Raw genomic sequence first — 17110 nt, 5'->3', positions numbered from 1 at the left:
GGTCGTCAGCGATGGCCGCGGTGCGCCGTCTCCGGCCCCGCCTCGCGCAGCAGTTCCAGGGCTGCCACGGTCGTCGAGCCCGGCGGCGGCGTGAACACCAGCAGCCGCTGGTCCTCCGCCGGGGCGAGCAGCGCCTCCATGTCGAACTCCAGCGGCCCGGTCACGGGATGCAGCACCCGCTTGCGGCCGCCGCGCCGTACCGCCACCTCGTGCAGCTCCCACAGCGCGGTGAACTCCGCGCCGGTGCCGCGCAGCCGGTCCACCAGCGCCAGAGCCGGTGCGTCGTCCGCGCCGCGGCGGGCGACGGCGGCCCGCAGGTCGGCGACGTGCTCCCGGCCGTGCCGCTCGTGCTCCTGCGGGGGATAGGCCTCCCGCACGAACGGATCGGTGAACCAGCGCCAGACCACATTGCGGTCCGGCCCGGACACTGTGCAGGTGCAGCCGAACAGCGACTCCGCCAGCTCGTTCTGCACCAGGAGATCGCCCAGGTCGCTGGGCAACTGCACCGGGTTGCCGGCTAGTTGGTCCATCAGATACAGCAGGCCGGGCCGTATGTGCTCGCCCGCGCGGGGACCGGCCGGCGGGCGGTGTCCGGCCAGCAGGAACACATGGTCGCGCTCGTCGAGGCTCAGCCGCAGCGCCTGCGCGAGCGAGGCTAGGATCTGCGGCGACGGCTGCGGGCTGCGGGCCTGTTCGAGGCGCATCAGATAGTCGGCCGACATCCCGGCCAGCTGGGACAGCTCCTCGCGGCGCAGCCCGGGGAGGTGGGACCGGCCGGCAGTCCCACCTCCCCGGGGCGCAGCCGCTCCCGGGAACGGCGCAGGAAGTCGGCGAGTCGACCGCGGTCCATGCTCATGCGCCCATCCTGCCCGCTCGGCGTCCCAGGCCAGGACCGGCGGTCCTAGGGAAAGCGGTCCGCTCCTCACGCGAGCGGCCCGGTGCCAGGCTCCACGGCATGACGACCTACCGAACTCACGGCAACGGCACCGGACTTGTCCTCGTCCACGGCGCGGGCCCCGGCTCGGTCACCTGGGACGCCCTGGTGGACCGCTTCACCGACCGGCACACCGTGATCCTCCCCGACCTGTCCGGCAGCGACCCCGTCCCCGACCCGGGTGACGACCTCACCCTGGAGGGGCTCACGAACGAACTGGCCGCGGTCATCGAGGACCGGGACGCGGGCCCCGCCGACATCGTCGGGCACTCGCTCGGCGCCGTCGTCCGGCCCGAACTGGTGCGCCGCCTCGTTCCCGTGGCCGGTTTCGCCCACGCCGCGCAGGACGCGTACGTACGGACGGTGATGCGGATCTGGCGGGACCTCGTCGACGACGCGGAGACCTTCTCCCGCTTCGCGATGCTCGTCGCGTTCAGCAGCCCGTACCTCAACGGCCTGAGCAGTTCGTACGCCGAACTCGACTCGGGGCACGTCATGCGGGCCGAACGCCCCGAGGAATTCGTCATGTTGGTGCGCGACTTCCTCGGTTAGCCGGTTGACCTGTGAGGATGGGCCCATGCCCCTCAACTTCGAGAAGGTCCCCGCCGGGCTCGTCAGCCTCGCCAAGACCGCCGCCGTGTCCCTGGAGAAGCAGGGCCTGACCGGGGCGCGGGCCGCCGTCTACCTCGTGCTCGACCGGTCCGGGAGCATGCGCAAGTACTACAAGAACGGCAGCATGCAGCACCTCGCCGAGCAGGTTCTGGCTCTGTCGGTGAACCTGGACGACGACGGGATCGTCCCCACCGTCTTCTTCGACAGCGACGCCCGCCCCGCCGTCGACATCGGCCTCGACGACTACCAGGGCCGGATCGCCGAACTCCACCGTGCGTACGGGCACATGGGCACCACCGACTACGCCGCCGCCATGGACGCGGTCATCGACCACTACCTCGACAGCGGCGCGCGGAGCCCGGCCCTCGTCATCTTCCAGACCGACGGCTCCCCGGACTCGCGGCGCGCCGCCGAGCAGACCCTGTGCAGGGCCGCCAGGCTGCCGCTGTTCTGGCAGTTCGTCGGCTACGGCAAGGACAGGTTCGACTTCCTGCGCAAGCTGGACGAGCTGGCGGTGCCGGCCCGGCGCGTCGTCGACAACGCCGGGTTCTTCCCAGCGGGCAAGGACCCGAAGCTGATCCCGGACGCGGTGCTGTACGACCGGCTGACGGGCGAGTTCCCCGACTGGCTCCGGGCCGCGACCGCCGCCGGGATCGTCACCTGAGCGTGCCCCGGGCCCGAGGCCCGCGGGGAACGGTCAGTTGTCGTCGTCGCTCAGGGAGTCACGTACGCCCTTGAGCTTGTCCTTGGCCTTGTCGCCCATGTTCGCCGTGTCGGCCTTGGCCTGGTCGACCTTGCCCTCGGTCTTCATCCGCTCGTTGCCGGTGGCCTTGCCCAGCATCTCCTTGGCCTTGCCCTTGGCCTTGTCCATGGCGTTGTCGCCCATGACGACTCCTTGATGAGGTGGTTCGGGTCGTCTGTGACGTTACGGGCGGGTGGTGCGGGCCGCATCCGGAGGACGCGGCGCGGCTATCCGGCCGACTCGGCGGCGTGCGGGCTCAGCACCCCCGCGGTGACCAGCACGATCAGCGCGATGCCCAGCGCGATCCGGTAGTACACGAACGGCATGAAGCTCTTCGTGGAGATGTACTTCATCAGCCACGCGATGATCGCGTACCCGACACCGAACGCGATCAGCGTCGCGAACACCGTCGGCCCCCACGACACGTGCCCGCCCTCCGTCGCGTCCTTCAACTCGAAGACGCCCGAGGCCAGTACGGCCGGAATGGCGAGGAGGAACGAGTAGCGGGCCGCCGACTCACGGGTGTACCCGAGGAAGAGTCCGCCGCTGATCGTCGCGCCGGAGCGGGAGACGCCCGGGATCAGCGCCAGCGCCTGGCACAGGCCGTAGATCAGGCCGTCCTTCACCGACAGGTCCTTCAGCTCCTTGCGGGTGCGGACGGCGCGGTGCCGGCCGCCGAGCTCGTCACGGGCGGCGCGGCGGTCGGCGACACCGAGCACGACACCCATCACGATCAGCGTCGCGGCCGTGAGCCGCAGATCGCGGAACGGGCCCTCGATCTGGTCCTTGAACGTGACGCCGAGGACACCGATCGGGATCGAGCCGACGATCACCAGCCAGCCCATCTGTGCGTCGTGGTCGCTCCGCATCGACCTGTCGGTCAGCGACCTGAACCACGCCGAGATGATCCGGGCTATGTCCTTGCGGAAGTACAGCACCACGGCCGTCTCCGTACCGAGCTGGGTGATCGCCGTGAAGGCGGCCCCCGGGTCGCTCCAGCCCGCGAAGGCCGCCGTCAGCCGCAGATGCGCGCTGGACGAGATCGGCAGGAACTCCGTGAGCCCCTGGACGAGGCCGAGAATGAATGATTCGAACCAAGACATGGAGAGGTACGCGATCCAGGGGCCGGAGACGGGACCGGCCGCGGGCGCGCACCGGACAGGACGGGAAGGCACGCGCCCCCGTCACCACAGAGGCACGGGCACACGCGTGAGGCACGCTAGGCGCCGAAAGTGACGGGAAGGCGACGTGCGCTAGACATCCGGGTCACGCTGGGCCGACAGCAGGGTGTCCCCGGCCTGGGTGCGGAAGTACAGCACCGAGCGCCCGGCCCGCCGCCGGCCCACGAGCCGGGCGTCGCCCAGCACCTTCAGATGCCGGCCCACCGAGCCGAGCCCCTGCCCGGTCAGCGCGGTCAGCTGCGTCGTCGTCAACGGCTGGTCGAGCAGCATCAGGACCCGCGCGCGGGCCGTGCCGACCAGCGCGGCGAGACCGTCCGGCGGCGCCACCCGGCCCGCGTCGGCGAGCGCGCCCGCGCACGGGTACACCACCGCGTACCGGTCCGGCGGCACCGCCGCACCGGGCGGCGGCTCCGGCCAGGACACCCAGCCCTGCTGCGGGGTCACCGGCACGAACAGCAGCCGTGCCCCCGAGATGTCCCGCGGCGGATAGTCGTGCGCGTTGATCCGCAGCCGCCCCTCGCCCAGCCAGCGCATCGTCGGCCGCAGCGCGCCGAACGCCGCCGCCCAGCCGCCGACCGACAACTCCCTGGTCCGGGCGACGACATCGGCCTCGATGATCCGGCGCCGCCGCGGCCACTCGGGCAGCACCGTCGCCCGCCACACCCAGTCCAGGAACCGCGCGGCACGCTCGGCCAGGTCGTCGGGGCCCGCGAGCGGCGGCGGCAGCGGTCCCGGGCACGACAGCGCGAGGTCCGCGCGCACCGCGTCCGACGGCGTGGCCGCGATCCGGGCGAGCCCCTCGTCGAGGTCCAGATCGCACCGCCCGTACGGGGTCGGGGTGAGGAAGTCCGCGGTCCAGGTCGCCCCGAACGCGGCGTCGAGCAGCGCCGCCGTCACCGGATCCGCGGCCAGCCGGGCGCGGTAGGCGGGCAGATGGGAGTCCAGCCAGCGCCGCTCACCCGGGTGCGCGGCCCGCGGATCGGCGAGCTTCTTGAGGCTCGCCGTCGTCTCCGCGAGCGACGACACCACGAACCGGCTGCCCGCCAGCGTGTCGGCGTCGACCTGCCAGATCCCCACCCTGCCTCCTCGTTCGTTTCGCCGTGGCGCGAAACATTAACGTCCGGCCGCCGCACCCGCGCAGCCTCTGCCCATGCGCACCTACCGGGACCTCTTCGCCGCCCCCGAATTCACTCCGCTCTTCGCCGCCTGCTCGCTCCAGGTCGCCGCCCAGACGGTCGGCGGCCTCGCCCTCGGCTCGCTCGTCTACGCCCGGACGGGCTCGCCGCTGCTGTCCGCGCTCGCCATGTTCGGGCCCGCGCTCGCCCAGGTCGTCGGCGCGCTCACCCTGCTGTCGGCGGCGGACCGGCTGCCGCCGCGCGCGGTCCTCGCCGGACTCTCCCTCTTCCTGTGCCTGGCCACCCTGCTCCAGACCGCGCCGGGCCTGCCGACCGCCGCCGCGCTCACCCTCGTCCTCCTCCAGGGCGTCCCCTCGGCGCTCGGCGGCGGTGTCCGCTACGGCCTGCTCACCGACATCCTCGACAAGGGCGGCTATCTGCTGGGCCGTTCCGTCCTCAACATGAGCAGCGGCATCTGCCAGATCGCCGGGTACGCGCTCGGCGGCGTCCTCGTCACGGCGCTGTCCCCGCGCGGCACCCTGCTGATCGCCGCCGGTCTGTACGTCCTGTCGGCGGCGGTGGTCCGCGGCGGCCTGGGCGCACGCCCGGCCCGGGCCGCAGGCCGGCCCTCCCTCCGCGAGACGATGCGCGGCAACGCCCTCCTCTGGTCCTCGGTGCCGCGCCGCTACGTGTACCTGGCGCTCTGGGTGCCCAACGGCCTGATCGTCGGCTGCGAGGCCCTCTTCGTCCCGTACGACACCGTGCACGCGGGCGTGCTGCTCGCGAGTGCCTCGCTCGGGATGCTCGCCGGCGACATCCTCACGGGCCGCTTCCTGCCCCCGCGCCTGCGGGCCCGCCTCGGCGCCCCGCTCCGGCTGCTCCTCGCCGCGCCCTACCTGGTGTTCGGGCTGCGCCCGTCGCTGCCCGTGGCCCTGGCCGCGGTCGCCGTCGCCTCCATCGGCTTCTCGGCGAGCCTGCTCCTCCAGGAACGCCTGGTGGCGCTCACCCCCGACGAACTCAGCGGCCACGCCCTGGGCCTGCACACGGCCGGGATGCTGACGATGCAGGGCGTGGGGGCCCTGCTGGCGGGAGCGCTGGCACAGCTCACCTCGCCGGCCGCCGCGATGGTGGTCCTCGCGGTGCTGTCGGTGGCGGTGACGCTGGTGCTCGGACCGGGTCTCCGCTCCCCGGTCAGTGCTCGCGCGGGGGACTCCACTTGTGCCGCTTGAACCAGGCGACCAGCGCGCCCGCCAGGCCCGTCACCGCGATGAACCCCATCGCGATCAGGAACGCCGGAGAGGTGGGGGCGGAGGCGCGGGCGCCCGCCACCACGTAGGCCGCCGTGTTCGGGATCGAGCCGAGCGCGGTGGCCAGCAGGAACGGGGCCCAGCGCATCCGGGACACCGACGCGCAGTAGTTCGCCGCCCAGAACGGCACCCCGGGGAAGAGCCGGGCCGCCAGCATCGAGCGGAAGCCGTGCCGGCTCAGCTGGCCGTCGGCGGCCTTCAGCCAGCGGCCCCGCAGCAGCGGCCGCAGTGCGTCCTGGCCGAGGACCCGGCCCAGGCCGAACGCGACACCGGCGCCGACGACGGTCCCGCCGATCGCCCCGACCAGGCCGAGCTGGGAGCCGAACAGCGCGCCCGCGGCCAGATTGAGCAGGGGTCTCGGCACGAACGCGACCGTGCACAGGCCGTAGGCCACGGTGAACGCCACGACCGCGAACGCCCCGGTCAACTGGCGCGGCCAGCCGTCCTGGAGGAGCCGCTGCGGTTCGAAGAGCAGGACGCACGCGGCGGCCGCGGCCAGCAGCACCATCAGGAGCGACAGCCGTGACCAGGGGGAGAACAGCACCCTGGAGCAGCGTGCTGCGAGCCCGGCGGGACGGGCGGGGACGGTGTCGAGCATCCGGGGAGACTAACCGACACACACATAAGATCGCCGTAGGTTGTGTCTCACTTCTCCCACAAGGAACTCCCCGGGGAATCTCCGGCAGGGAAGGGACGAGGAAGCACGTGTCCGTCATTCCGCCGCCGCCCAGCGCCTGGGCCGACACCGTCCTCGACCGGCTGACCACCGTCTACCCGGCCGCCGCCGACCCCGGGCGGGCCGCGCGGATGCGGGCCTACATGAAGGACGTCGCCCCCTTCCTCGGACTGCCCTCACCCGAGCGGCGGGAACTGTCCCGCACGGTCCTCCGGGGGACCCCGAGCCCCGACGAGACCGCTCTCACCGCCCTCGCGCTGCGCTGCTGGGCCCTGCCCGAGCGCGAGTACGCGTACTTCGCCGTCGACTGCCTGCGCCGCCACGTCCGCCTGTTGTCACCGGACTTCCTCCCCGTCGCCCGGCAGCTGATCACCACCGTCCCCTGGTGGGACACCGTCGACCATCTCGCCGCCTATGTGGTGGGCGGTCTCGTCGCCGCCGACCCGAGGCTCACGGCGGCCATGGACGCGTGGGTCGAGGACGACGACCTCTGGGTGGCCAGGACCGCTCTGCTCCACCAACTCCGCTACAGGGGTGCGACCGACGCCGACCGTCTTTTCGCCTACTGCCTCCGCCGGGCCGGGCACCCGAATTTCTTCATCCGCAAGGCGATCGGCTGGGCGCTGCGCGAGTATGCGAAGACGGACGCGGACGCCGTACGGGCCTTCGTCGCCGCCCACCGGGACGTGCTCGCGCCGCTGTCCGTGCGGGAAGCCCTGAAGAACGTAGGACCGTGACCGGCTGAGCAACTCCCTTCGCGGCGCGGAAAATCGTTCGACGCGCGGCGATCCGTCGGCCATGATCTGCCTCATGTTCCGGCACGCCTTCCTCGCAGCTCCGTCCGCAGTCGCGGACGCTGCTCAGGCTGCCGTCTTCCACGCAGCACTTTTCGCAGCAGCCGCTGACGGCGCGCGACGCTGACCCTCCCCGGACATTCCGGCGGACCCCGCAGGGGGAGGGTCGGTCCGGCTCAGGGGTCCCCGCCTCCCCGTAGGAGGCCACTTTCTTTCTGAAGTTCCGGAAGGGACCACTCAGCCATGCCCAAGACGGCATACGTGCGCACCAAGCCGCACCTGAACATCGGCACCATGGGCCACGTCGACCACGGCAAGACCACCCTGACCGCCGCCATCACCAAGGTCCTCGCCGAGCGCGGCGGGGGCACGTTCGTACCGTTCGACCGCATCGACAAGGCGCCCGAGGAGGCGCTGCGCGGCATCACCATCAACATCGCGCACGTCGAATACGAGACCGACACCCGGCACTACGCGCACGTGGACATGCCGGGCCACGCCGACTACGTCAAGAACATGGTCACCGGCGCCGCCCAGCTCGACGGGGCGATCCTCGTGGTCTCCGCGCTCGACGGGATCATGCCGCAGACCGCCGAGCACGTGCTGCTCGCCCGCCAGGTGGGCGTCGACCACATCGTGGTCGCGATCAACAAGGCGGACGCCGGTGACGAGGAGCTCACCGACCTCGTCGAGCTGGAGGTGCGCGAACTGCTCTCCGCGCACGGCTACGGCGGCGAGTCCGTGCCCGTGGTGCGGGTGTCCGGGCTCGGGGCGCTGGAGGGCGACCCGCGCTGGACGGCGTCCATCGAGGCGCTGCTCGACGCCGTGGACACGTACGTCCCGATGCCGGAGCGGTACGTGGACGCGCCGTTCCTGTTGTCGGTCGAGAACGTCATGACGATCAGCGGACGCGGCACCGTCGTGACCGGCGCGGTCGAGCGCGGGCGCGTGCGGGTCGGGGACCGCGTGCGCGTGTACGGGTCGGACGACTCCGCGTCCGGGAAGGAGACGGAGACCGTCGTCACCGGCGTCGAGACCTTCGGCAAGCCGATGGACGAGGCGCAGGCCGGCGACAACGTCGCGCTGCTGCTGCGCGGGGTGGCCCGCGACGCGGTCCGGCGCGGGCACGTCGTCGCCGAGCCCGGCAGCGTGCGGCCGGCGCGGCGGTTCACCGCGCAGGTGTACGTCCTGTCGGCGACGGAGGGCGGCCGCAGCACGCCCGTCGCCACCGGCTACCGGCCGCAGTTCTACCTGCGCACCGGCGACGTCGTCGGCGACATCGACCTCGGCGACGCGGCCGTCGCGCGGCCCGGCGACACCGTCACCATGACGGTCGAGCTGGGCCGGGCGGTCCCGCTGGAGCCCGGCCTCGGCTTCGCGATCCGCGAGGGCGGACGGACCGTCGGCGCGGGCACGGTGACGACCGTGGAGCCCGGCGCCTGACGGCGGGCCGGGCCCGGGACCCCTGAACCAGGGGCCCCGGGCCCGGCACAATGGGCGGGTGAACGCACCCGACCCCGAGCCGATACCCGTCATCCGCGCCGTCGACCACGGCACGGCCCGACTGCTGCCCGACGTGGACCGGCGCCGGGCCTGGCTGCTCACGGTGAACGGAGCACCCCAGTCGTACGTCGATCTCGACGACCCCGCCCACCTGGAGTTCGAGTACGCCCGGCGTCTCGGCCACGTCCTGGACTGCGCCGCCGGCGCGGGGGCGCCGCTCGACGTGCTGCACCTCGGCGGCGGCGCCCTGACGCTGCCGCGCTACGTCGCCGTCACCCGGCCCGGCTCCCGGCAGCATGTCGTCGAGGCCGACGGCGGGCTGCGGGAGCTCGTCGCCGAGCAGTTGCCGCTGCCGGACGGGGGAGCGGGCATCACCGTGCACGGCGGGGACGCGCGGGCCTGGCTGGAGGCGGCGCCCGCGGACAGCGCGGACGCGCTCGTCGCCGACGTGTTCGGCGGCTCCCGGGTGCCGGCCCATCTGACCACCCTGGAGTACGCGCACGAGGCCGACCGCGTGCTGCGGCCCGGCGGCACCTACGCGGCGAACCTCGCCGACGGCGCCCCGTTCGCCTTCCTGCGCTCACAACTGGCCACGTTCTCGGCGGTGTTCACCCATGTCGCGCTGATCGCCGAGCCCGCGGTGCTGCGCGGACGCCGGTTCGGCAACGCCGTGCTCGTCGCCTCCCGGGCCGAGTTCGACGTGGCGGAGCTGGCCCGCCGCACCGCGCGCGACGCGTTCCCCGCGCGGGTCGAGCACGGCGACGCGCTGCGCCGGTTCGTTGGCGACGCCCGACCGGTCACGGACGCCGAGGCCGTGCCGTCACCGGAGCCGCCGGGCGGCTCCTTCCGCGTGGGGTAGGCGGGGTCACGGGGTGTCGCGCGGCGGGGCCGTCACCGGCTCGGTCGCGGTCACCGCCGCCGTGGCCGCGCCGGTCACGCCCACTGCCGCCGCGTCGTCCGGGCCGGTCGCCGCCACGGCGCCGGCGATCTCGGTCGACTCCCTGCGCCGCAGATTCCGTACGTCCGGCACGAAGAGCACCGCCGTCGTCGCGACGACCACCAGCGCCGAGCACCCCCACAGCGAAGGACTCAGGCCGAACGCCGACTCGGCGGGTCCGGCGAGAGCCGTCGCCAGCGGGACCATCGCCACCGAGCCGAACCAGTCGTAGGCGGAGACCCGGGACAGCTTCTCCTCCGGTATCTCCTGGTGCAGGGCGGTGATCCAGGAGACGCCGAACACCTCCATCATGATGCCGCTGACGAACATCACCGCGACCAGGGCCGCCAGCGGCACCGGGACCGCGAGCGCCGCCGACGGCAGGGACAGCGAGAACACCGACAGCGTCGCCGCGAACAGCAGCCGCTTCGGCTTCCAGCGCATCATCAGCAGCCCGCCGACGATCGTGCCCGCGCCGAACGCGCCGAGCGCGAAGCCCCACGGCCCGGCCCCGCCCAGTTCCTCGCGGGCCACCAGCGGCCCGAACACCGCCTCCGCGGCCCCCACCACGGCGATGACCACCGAGAACTGGGCGATGATGCCCCACAGCCAGGGCCGCGAGACGACCTCCCGCCAGCCCTCGCGCATGTCGGCGAGGAGACCGCCGCCCGGTACGCGCGGAGCGATGTGGCTCACGTCGAGGAAGCAGCGCATCGCGCCCGCCACCGCGAACGCCGCCGCGTCCACCGCGAGCACCCAGCCGGGCCCGAAGGCCGCGACCAGGGCGCCGCCGAGCGCGGCACCGCCCACCGAGGCGCCCGACATCGCCATCCGGAACAGGGCGAACGCCCGGCTCGCCTGCTCCGCGGTGACCGTCGACATCAGCATGCCCTCGGCCGCCGGGCTGAAGAACGCCTGCCCCATGCCGCCCAGCGCGCTCAGCGCCATCATCTGCCACAACTGCGGCTCGCCCGTGAGGACGAGCAGGGCGAAGGCGCCCTGGGAGAGGAAGCTCAGGGCGTTGGCCGCGACCATGACGTGATGGCGCGGCAGCCGGTCGGCGACGGCGCCACCGACCAACAGGAAGATCACCAGGAACAGGGTGCGGGCCGCCGCCACCAGACCCACGTCACCGCCGTCGCCGCCCGCCTCTAGGACGGCGAACGCCGAGGCGATCAGCGCCCCGTTCGCGCCGAGCGCCGTGATGAACGCCGACCCGGCGAGGAGCGTGTAGTTCCGCCCCGCCCAGACGGGTCGGCGCGAGGTCTTGGTTGAGGTCACTGGGGGACTATCGCCGCCGCGCGCGCATTTGCCAAACCATCCGGCCGGGTCAGCGACGCGAGCGGGGATGGTCAGGCTGGCTACCCGTGGGTAACATGCGGTTCATGAGCGCAGACCAGATGTCCATCGGCGAGATGCTCGCCGCCACGGTGCCGATGGCCCGCACCCTGAACCTCGACTTCCACGAGACCAGCCCCGAAAGGGCCGTGGTCTCCCTGCCCGATCAGGCGGACTACCACAATCACGTGGGCGGCCCGCACGCCGGAGCGATGTTCACGCTCGGCGAGTCCGCGAGCGGCGCCATCGTGCTCGCCGCCTTCGGCGACCAGCTCGCACGCGCCGTGCCGCTGGCCGTCAGCGCCGAGATCGCCTACAAGAAGCTGGCGATGGGCCCGGTCACCGCCACCGCGACCCTCGGCCGCCCGGCCGCGGACGTCGTCGCCGAGCTGGACGCGGGGGAGCGCCCCGAGTTCCCGGTCACCATCGAGATCCGCCGCGAGGACGGCGCCGTCACCGGCGAGATGAAGGTCGTCTGGACGCTGCGCCCCAACGGCTGACAGTCCCGCGCGTCGCCGCCGCGGTCGTCGGTCTCCGGCGTCCCCGCGTGGAGATCGCGGTGCCCCGCGCGGCGACGTGTCGGGTGGGTGTCTTCGGCGGCCATCGGGATGCGCTGCGGCAGGCGAGCCGACGGCTGCAAGGGTTCTCGTCCGGCAGCTTCCGGTGCGGAGTCACGGTGAGCAACCTTGCCTGCCGGAGACTGCCGGACGAGATCGGCCCCGAGGTCGCCGGAGCGGCGCTCACGGTGACCACCTACTCGGCAGCGAGCGCACGCCGGGCGGCGGCGAGGAACACGAACCCCTGATCCGTTCGAGTCCGCTCCGCTTCCCGGAAGGCGGCCTCACACGCGGCTAGCCGATCCACACCCCCCGAGCGCACGCACTCATACCACTCGGTCCCGGCCCGATCCATGGTCCACATCGACTCACGCAGCGCCTGCACGGCAGCCGCCATCGCGTTCGGCCCAGCAATGCACACCGCGTCCGCAGACTTCGTGAACACAACCCAGCCATGCTGTGCCGTCTCCGCGTATTGCCTGCACAACTCTGGTGTTCGGTCGCTGGACAGCAGACAGTTCACCAGCTTCCACCAGTCCGCCGTGATCCCCTTCGAAGTCTCGATGCAGGCGAGGTAGGCGTCCCGGCGGCCCTGTTCGAGACGCGCCTCACGCTCAACCGTCTGCTGCTGCCGTTGCTGCGCGTTCTGACTCAGGGACGACACCACTGCAGTCCCGAACCCGCCCAGTACTCCCACGGCAGCGCCGACCACGCCCGCAACCCCCGCATCCATGGCAGGGAACTACCCGCCTGGGACTGACCGGACGCCTGCCATGGAGGACCTCAACTCCGCATCAAGGCGAGGGAACCCCGTGTTGAGGGTCATCACTGCTCCATCAGCAGGTGGAGCAGTGTCGCCACCCCCACGCCGACCAGAAGGGCCACGCCCCATGAAGGGCGCTCCAGCGCCAACAGCGAAGTGCCCCCGCCGGCCAACAGGAGCAGCACTGCCCGCTGGCCGGCCGGGCTACTCACCGGGCCCACCCGGTGCGCTCGAAGCCCCGGACCCCCGGACGAGACGTGACGCGCATCTTGTGGCCCAAGTTGTACTTCTGCATAGACTCCACGTGAGTCCCCTTTCGCGAGACAGACTTGACGATCGGCCAGGTGAAGGCTCGCCGATCGTTTGTCTGAACGGGACTCCGCTCGAACCGGGATGTCTTCGGAACCTGAGAGGGGCCTCCCGCCTGAAGGAACAGGAAGGGACCCGCTTCTGCGGGTTGCCGAAGCCCGCTACGGAGAAACTATCCGGGCGTCATCGGGCAGGTCAGGGGCGACGAGGGATCTCGGCCTGCATGGCGGCCAGGCAGTGCTAGCACTGAAAGAGTCCGCAGCGCGTAGCCTTGAATCAGTCCTAGGATCATTAAAGGTTACGGCGTTACGCTGTCGAGATATGTGCTGAATGTGCGTTGTGTGGCCTCGATGTCCATGATGGCTGGATCTTGACCCTCGCACCACGATGCGACCCGAATGACCCTCGGCCCGGCAGGGCAACGCGGGCGGGGTGCTCGTGCGCTTACCGGTAGAAGGTCGCGACGCCGCCGTGGTGGGAGCAGGCGCCCTGGTGGTGGGCTGCGTAGGAGTAGGTGCCGTCGTTGCAGAGCGCGGTGGCCCCGTTGCCGTTGGACGAAGATCCGCCCGAGCCGCCGCTGGACGTTCCGCTGCTGCCGCTCCCTCCGGACGTTCCGCTGCCGCCGGCGGCGGGTGCCTTCGCGGTGACAGTGACCTTCACCTTCACGGTCTTCGTCGCTGTGACGGTGGGGGTCGCCTCCGGGCTGGCCGTCTCGGTGGCCGTAGCCGTTGCTGTCGCGGTGACGGTCGCGGTGGGAGTCGGTCGGGGCTTGCTCGCTGCGGCGTTGGCGGTCGCGTCGTCCTGGCTGGCCCCGCCGGCGCCGACGCCGATGACGAAGGCGATACCGATCGCGGGCAGCATGAACCGCTTGCGTCCCCACAGAGGGGTCCGGGATGGCTGAGGCGCGGCGGGCGGCCAGTTTCCGGGCGGCGGCTGGAAGTGCGACATGAGATCCCCCCATGAGATGTGCGGTAGCCCCGACGATAAGAGTGGCTAAAGCAAGCATGTATGCCGGGTGATGAAGTTGTGATGAAAACGTGAAACCTCACCTTGGTGCCCGACCTCGGGTGGCAGCCGCTCGGGGGAGCCTCCGGCCCCACGGCCAGGTGTGGTTCGGTCGACCCGGACGCGTCAGGGCGAACAGGTAGGCTTCCCGGCGTGGGCGCCCCAGGGGAGGGCGCGCGCCGGGTACACCGAACTTGCGGGTCTTACGGGAGGCGGCTGCTTTGCACATCCAGGAGTGGCTCGACACGATTCCGGCGGTCGCCATCTACGCCCTGGTGGCGGGCGTCATCGGCCTGGAGAGTCTCGGCATCCCGCTGCCCGGCGAGATCGTCCTCGTCTCCGCCGCGCTGCTCTCCTCGCAGCACGGTGACGTCAACCCCGTCGTGCTCGGCGCCTGCGCCAGCGCGGGCGCCGTCATCGGTGACTCCATCGGATACGCGATCGGCCGCAAGGGCGGCCGTCCACTCCTGGCCAAGCTGGGTGCCAAGTTCCCCAGGCACTTCGGGCCCGCCCATGTCGCCACCGCCGAGCGGTCGTTCGAGAAGTGGGGCATGTGGGCCGTCTTCTTCGGCCGGTTCATCGCCCTGCTGCGCATCTTCGCGGGCCCGCTCGCGGGCGTGCTGCACATGCCGTACTGGAAGTTCCTCATCGCGAACTTCCTCGGCGGCGTGGTCTGGGCCGGCGGCACGACCGCCGTCATCTACTACGTGGGCGTGGTCGCCGAGGACTGGCTGAAGCGCTTCTCGTACGTGGGTCTGGGCGCGGCCGTGCTCGTCGGGCTCGCCTCGATGCTCATCGTCAAGCGCCGGGCCGCCAAGGCCGCCGCCGCGCACGAGGCCGCCCAGGCGGAGGCCGCCGTCGTCGCCGACTGACGGCCCGCGCCCCGGGCGGGCGCGGTCACAGCGCGCGGTGCATCTTCGCCAGTTCCACGTAGTGGGTGCCGTTCAGCGTGACCAGTTCGCGCTCCTCGTCCGACAGCTCGCGCCTCACCTTCGCGGGGACGCCGGCCACCAGGGAGCCGGGCGGGACCACCATGCCCTGCGGGACCAGCGCCTGCGCCGCCACCAGCGAACCGGCGCCGATCACCGCGCCGTTGAGCACCGTCGCACCCATGCCGATCAGGCAGTCGTCCTCGATGGTGCAGCCGTGCAGCACCGCGTTGTGCCCGACCGAGACGCGCTCGCCGACCGTCACCGGGAAGCCCGGGTCGACATGGACCGTGCAGTTGTCCTGGATGTTGCTGTCGGCGCCGAGCACGATCGGCTCGAACTCCGCCCGCAGCACCGCGCCGTACCAGACGCTCGCGCCCGCGCGCAGGGTGACGTCGCCGATCAGCGTGGACATCGGCGCCGCGAACGACTCCTGGTCCAGCGCCGGTTCGTGGTCGCCGAACCCGGTGACGAGTGCCTCGTGGGCCATGCCTGCTCCTCTGTTTCCCGATGGTTTCCGGTCATGGTGTCGCGCCAGAGCGAACCGTACCTGTGGGGTGAAGATCACAGGCCGGTGAGGTGGGGGCGGACGGTACGGGTGAGTAACGTAGCGCCGTGCCGATGAAATGGAACGTGTTCTCGTCCCCGGGCGGCCCGGGCGGCCGGGGTGGCCGCGGCGGTCTCGCCCATCGGGCCGTCCAGGCGGGCTGGCGCTGGATGCAGCGCAGGGGCGCGGTCACGGCGGAGCAGACCGGCGGGCATCCGTTCGGCGCGATCGGCGGCGGCACCCGGCTGGCCTTCCCGCAGGGCACCCTGTTCGGGGAGCCGTGGATCCGGCTCGGCGCCCACTGCATCATCGGCGAACAGGTCACGCTGACCGCCGGGATGATGCCCGACCTCGACCTCGGCCCCGACCCGATCCTGACCATCGGTGACGGCGTCGTCATCGGACGCGGCAGCCATGTCATCGCGGACACGACGGTGACCATCGGCCGGGACGTCTACATGGGCCCGTACGTGTACATCACCTCCACCAATCACTCCTACGACGACCCGGAGCAGCCGATCGGCAAGCAGTGGCCGCGGATGGAGCCGGTGGACATCGGCCCCGGCTGCTGGATCGGCACCAACGCCGTGATCCTCCCCGGCGCCCGCATCGGACGGAACGTCGTCGTCGCGGCGGGCGCCGTCGTGCGCGGCGAGATCCCCGACCACGCGGTGGTGGCGGGGGCGCCCGCCCGGGTCGTGCGCACCTGGGACAAGGAGGCGGGCTGGCAGCCGCCGCTGCGCACGCCCGCGCCGCAGCCGATCCCGGCCGACGTCACCCCGGAGCAACTGGTGGCCCTGGCCGACCTGGAGGACACCGGCACCTGATCCGAGATGATCAGTTCCGCGGTCGCGGGTGCCGTCCCGGCCGGTGCGGCTGGACCCGTGCGTGGTTCAAAAGCCCCGCAGCGCTTCGCCGGCGGCCGCCGTGACCGCGGACGCCACCGCGGCGAGCGCGGGGGAGTCCAGCTTCCACTGCTGCCAGTGGAGCGGGACGTCGACCGGGCGGTCCGGGGCGAGCGGCACCAGGCGGCCGGACCGGAAGAGGGGCTCGGCCTGCATCTCGGGCAGCATGCCCCAGCCCAGGCCCAGGGCGATGGACTCGGCGAACCCCTCCGACGTGGGCACCGCGTGCCGGACCCGGCTCGCCGCGCCGCGGCCCCGGCGCAGTCCGCGCACGAACGCGTCCTGGATGTCGTCGCTGCGGTCGAAGGTCATCACCGGGGCCGTGGTGAGCACGTCGGCGAGCGGTCCTTCGAGGTGGCGGCGGGCGAAGCCGGGACTCGCCGCCGCCAGATAACGCATCCGGCCCAGGGCCCGCACCGAACAGCCCGTCACCGGCTCGGGCGACGAGGTCACCGCCGCCATCACCCGGCCCTCGCGCAGCAGTTCCGCGGTGTTCGCCTCGTCCTCGCGGTGCAGCTCGAAGCAGATGTACGGGGTCCGCTCGACCCGTTCCAGCGCGCCGAGGAACCAGGTGGCGAGGGAGTCCGCGTTCACCGCCACCGAGACCCGCGTCGGCTCCTCGGCCTCGCTGGTCAGACCCAGCTCGGCGTACGCGTCGCGTTCCAGGCGGGCGAGCTGACGCGCGTACCGGACGACGACCGCGCCCGAATCGGTGGGCCGCACCGGTTTCGTGCGGACGAGCAGCACCCGGCCGGTGCGCTGCTCCAGGGCCTTGACGCGCTGGCTGACCGCCGACGGCGTCACGTGCAGCGCGGCGGCCGCCGCGTCGAACGTGCCCTCGTCGATCACCGCGAGCAGGGTCCTGACCTGGTCGAGCGGCAGTTCCGGAGTCATCACGAGCGCTAATGTTACGTAAGAATCTTTAGCTGTACGCGTGGTGATCGTCCCCGTAGCGT

At 72.2% G+C, this 17110-nt stretch carries 19 protein-coding genes; 9 read left to right on the top strand and 10 right to left on the bottom strand.

The annotated features are described in order from the left end of the window. Positions 1–5: 5 nt before the first annotated feature. Positions 6–722: a helix-turn-helix transcriptional regulator gene (locus tag K377_RS14135; protein ID WP_343238155.1), complete on the bottom strand. Its 717-nt coding sequence runs from the start codon at positions 720–722 to the stop codon at positions 6–8. Between the two features lie 233 nt (positions 723–955). Here K377_RS14135 and K377_RS14130 point away from each other — a divergent pair, with 233 nt between their 5' ends. Then, positions 956–1486, top strand: a complete 531-nt coding sequence (locus tag K377_RS14130; protein ID WP_111663642.1) for an alpha/beta fold hydrolase — start codon at positions 956–958, stop codon at positions 1484–1486. 25 nt (positions 1487–1511) lie between these two features. Beyond that, positions 1512–2210: a VWA domain-containing protein gene (locus K377_RS14125; protein ID WP_111663641.1), complete on the top strand. Its 699-nt coding sequence runs from the start codon at positions 1512–1514 to the stop codon at positions 2208–2210. A 33-nt stretch (positions 2211–2243) separates the two neighbouring features. Here K377_RS14125 and K377_RS14120 read toward each other — a convergent pair whose 3' ends face one another. The 3 genes from K377_RS14120 to K377_RS14110 all read right to left on the bottom strand — a co-directional run bounded on the left by K377_RS14120 (position 2244) and on the right by K377_RS14110 (position 4546). Continuing rightward, entirely contained in the window at positions 2244–2432 is a 189-nt protein-coding gene (locus K377_RS14120) for a CsbD family protein (protein ID WP_111663640.1), read from the bottom strand. 83 nt (positions 2433–2515) lie between these two features. Next, positions 2516–3391, bottom strand: a complete 876-nt coding sequence (locus tag K377_RS14115; RefSeq protein ID WP_111663639.1) for an undecaprenyl-diphosphate phosphatase — start codon at positions 3389–3391, stop codon at positions 2516–2518. Between the two features lie 150 nt (positions 3392–3541). Further along, entirely contained in the window at positions 3542–4546 is a 1005-nt protein-coding gene (locus K377_RS14110; RefSeq protein WP_111663638.1) for a helix-turn-helix transcriptional regulator, read from the bottom strand. A gap of 73 nt (positions 4547–4619) precedes the next feature. On the opposite strand from K377_RS14110, the gene K377_RS14105 reads away from it, so the two are divergent. Beyond that, positions 4620–5813 carry an MFS transporter gene (locus K377_RS14105; RefSeq protein WP_111663637.1) on the top strand — a complete coding sequence of 398 codons (1194 nt, stop codon included), beginning with the start codon at positions 4620–4622 and terminating at the stop codon, positions 5811–5813. Here K377_RS14105 and K377_RS14100 read toward each other — a convergent pair. Then, complete coding sequence (locus K377_RS14100; RefSeq protein ID WP_111663636.1) at positions 5776–6489, bottom strand: TVP38/TMEM64 family protein; 714 nt, start codon at positions 6487–6489, stop codon at positions 5776–5778. The two genes, K377_RS14105 and K377_RS14100, sit on opposite strands and share 38 nt — an antisense overlap. Before the next feature lie 107 nt (positions 6490–6596). On the opposite strand from K377_RS14100, the gene K377_RS14095 reads away from it, so the two are divergent. The 3 genes from K377_RS14095 (at position 6597) to K377_RS14085 (ending at position 9723) form a co-directional block, all read left to right on the top strand. After that, entirely contained in the window at positions 6597–7304 is a 708-nt protein-coding gene (locus K377_RS14095) for a DNA alkylation repair protein (RefSeq protein WP_111663635.1), read from the top strand. Positions 7305–7604: 300 nt separating this feature from the next. Continuing rightward, positions 7605–8804 (top strand): elongation factor Tu, encoded by a 1200-nt coding sequence (tuf, locus tag K377_RS14090; protein ID WP_111663634.1) that lies wholly within the window; start codon positions 7605–7607, stop codon positions 8802–8804. A 58-nt stretch (positions 8805–8862) separates the two neighbouring features. Further along, positions 8863–9723 (top strand): spermidine synthase, encoded by an 861-nt coding sequence (locus K377_RS14085; protein WP_161195187.1) that lies wholly within the window; start codon positions 8863–8865, stop codon positions 9721–9723. Between the two features lie 6 nt (positions 9724–9729). Here K377_RS14085 and K377_RS14080 read toward each other — a convergent pair whose 3' ends face one another. Continuing rightward, complete coding sequence (locus tag K377_RS14080) at positions 9730–11082, bottom strand: MFS transporter (RefSeq protein WP_258395034.1); 1353 nt, start codon at positions 11080–11082, stop codon at positions 9730–9732. Between the two features lie 104 nt (positions 11083–11186). Between K377_RS14080 and K377_RS14075 the strand changes: the two genes are divergently transcribed. Continuing rightward, complete coding sequence (locus K377_RS14075) at positions 11187–11639, top strand: DUF4442 domain-containing protein (protein ID WP_181512561.1); 453 nt, start codon at positions 11187–11189, stop codon at positions 11637–11639. 253 nt (positions 11640–11892) lie between these two features. On the opposite strand, the gene K377_RS14070 is transcribed toward K377_RS14075, so the two are convergent. Next, on the bottom strand, positions 11893–12360 hold the full coding sequence (locus K377_RS14070; RefSeq protein WP_146614722.1) for a hypothetical protein: 468 nt from the start codon (positions 12358–12360) through the stop codon (positions 11893–11895). Between the two features lie 852 nt (positions 12361–13212). Next, on the bottom strand, positions 13213–13629 hold the full coding sequence (locus K377_RS14065) for a DUF3761 domain-containing protein (protein ID WP_237551974.1): 417 nt from the start codon (positions 13627–13629) through the stop codon (positions 13213–13215). Between the two features lie 365 nt (positions 13630–13994). On the opposite strand from K377_RS14065, the gene K377_RS14060 reads away from it, so the two are divergent. Beyond that, the gene (locus K377_RS14060) at positions 13995–14645 is read left to right on the top strand and encodes a DedA family protein (protein WP_111663630.1); all 651 of its coding nucleotides are present in this window, start codon (positions 13995–13997) and stop codon (positions 14643–14645) included. A 25-nt stretch (positions 14646–14670) separates the two neighbouring features. Here the strand turns inward: K377_RS14060 and K377_RS14055 are convergent, their stop codons facing one another. After that, positions 14671–15192, bottom strand: coding sequence for a gamma carbonic anhydrase family protein (locus tag K377_RS14055; protein WP_111663629.1), 522 nt, complete (start codon positions 15190–15192; stop codon positions 14671–14673). A gap of 131 nt (positions 15193–15323) precedes the next feature. Here K377_RS14055 and K377_RS14050 point away from each other — a divergent pair, with 131 nt between their 5' ends. Beyond that, positions 15324–16076, top strand: a complete 753-nt coding sequence (locus K377_RS14050; protein ID WP_111663628.1) for an acyltransferase — start codon at positions 15324–15326, stop codon at positions 16074–16076. A 66-nt stretch (positions 16077–16142) separates the two neighbouring features. On the opposite strand, the gene K377_RS14045 is transcribed toward K377_RS14050, so the two are convergent. After that, positions 16143–17048, bottom strand: a complete 906-nt coding sequence (locus K377_RS14045) for a LysR family transcriptional regulator ArgP (protein WP_111663627.1) — start codon at positions 17046–17048, stop codon at positions 16143–16145. Positions 17049–17110: the final 62 nt, after the last annotated feature.

Origin of the sequence: Streptomyces sp. PsTaAH-137, from assembly GCF_003259365.1 — a bacterium.
Lineage (GTDB): Bacteria > Actinomycetota > Actinomycetes > Streptomycetales > Streptomycetaceae > Streptomyces.
The sequence above is the reverse complement of the archived record's forward strand: the minus strand, read 5'-3'. Positions and strand labels throughout refer to the sequence as shown.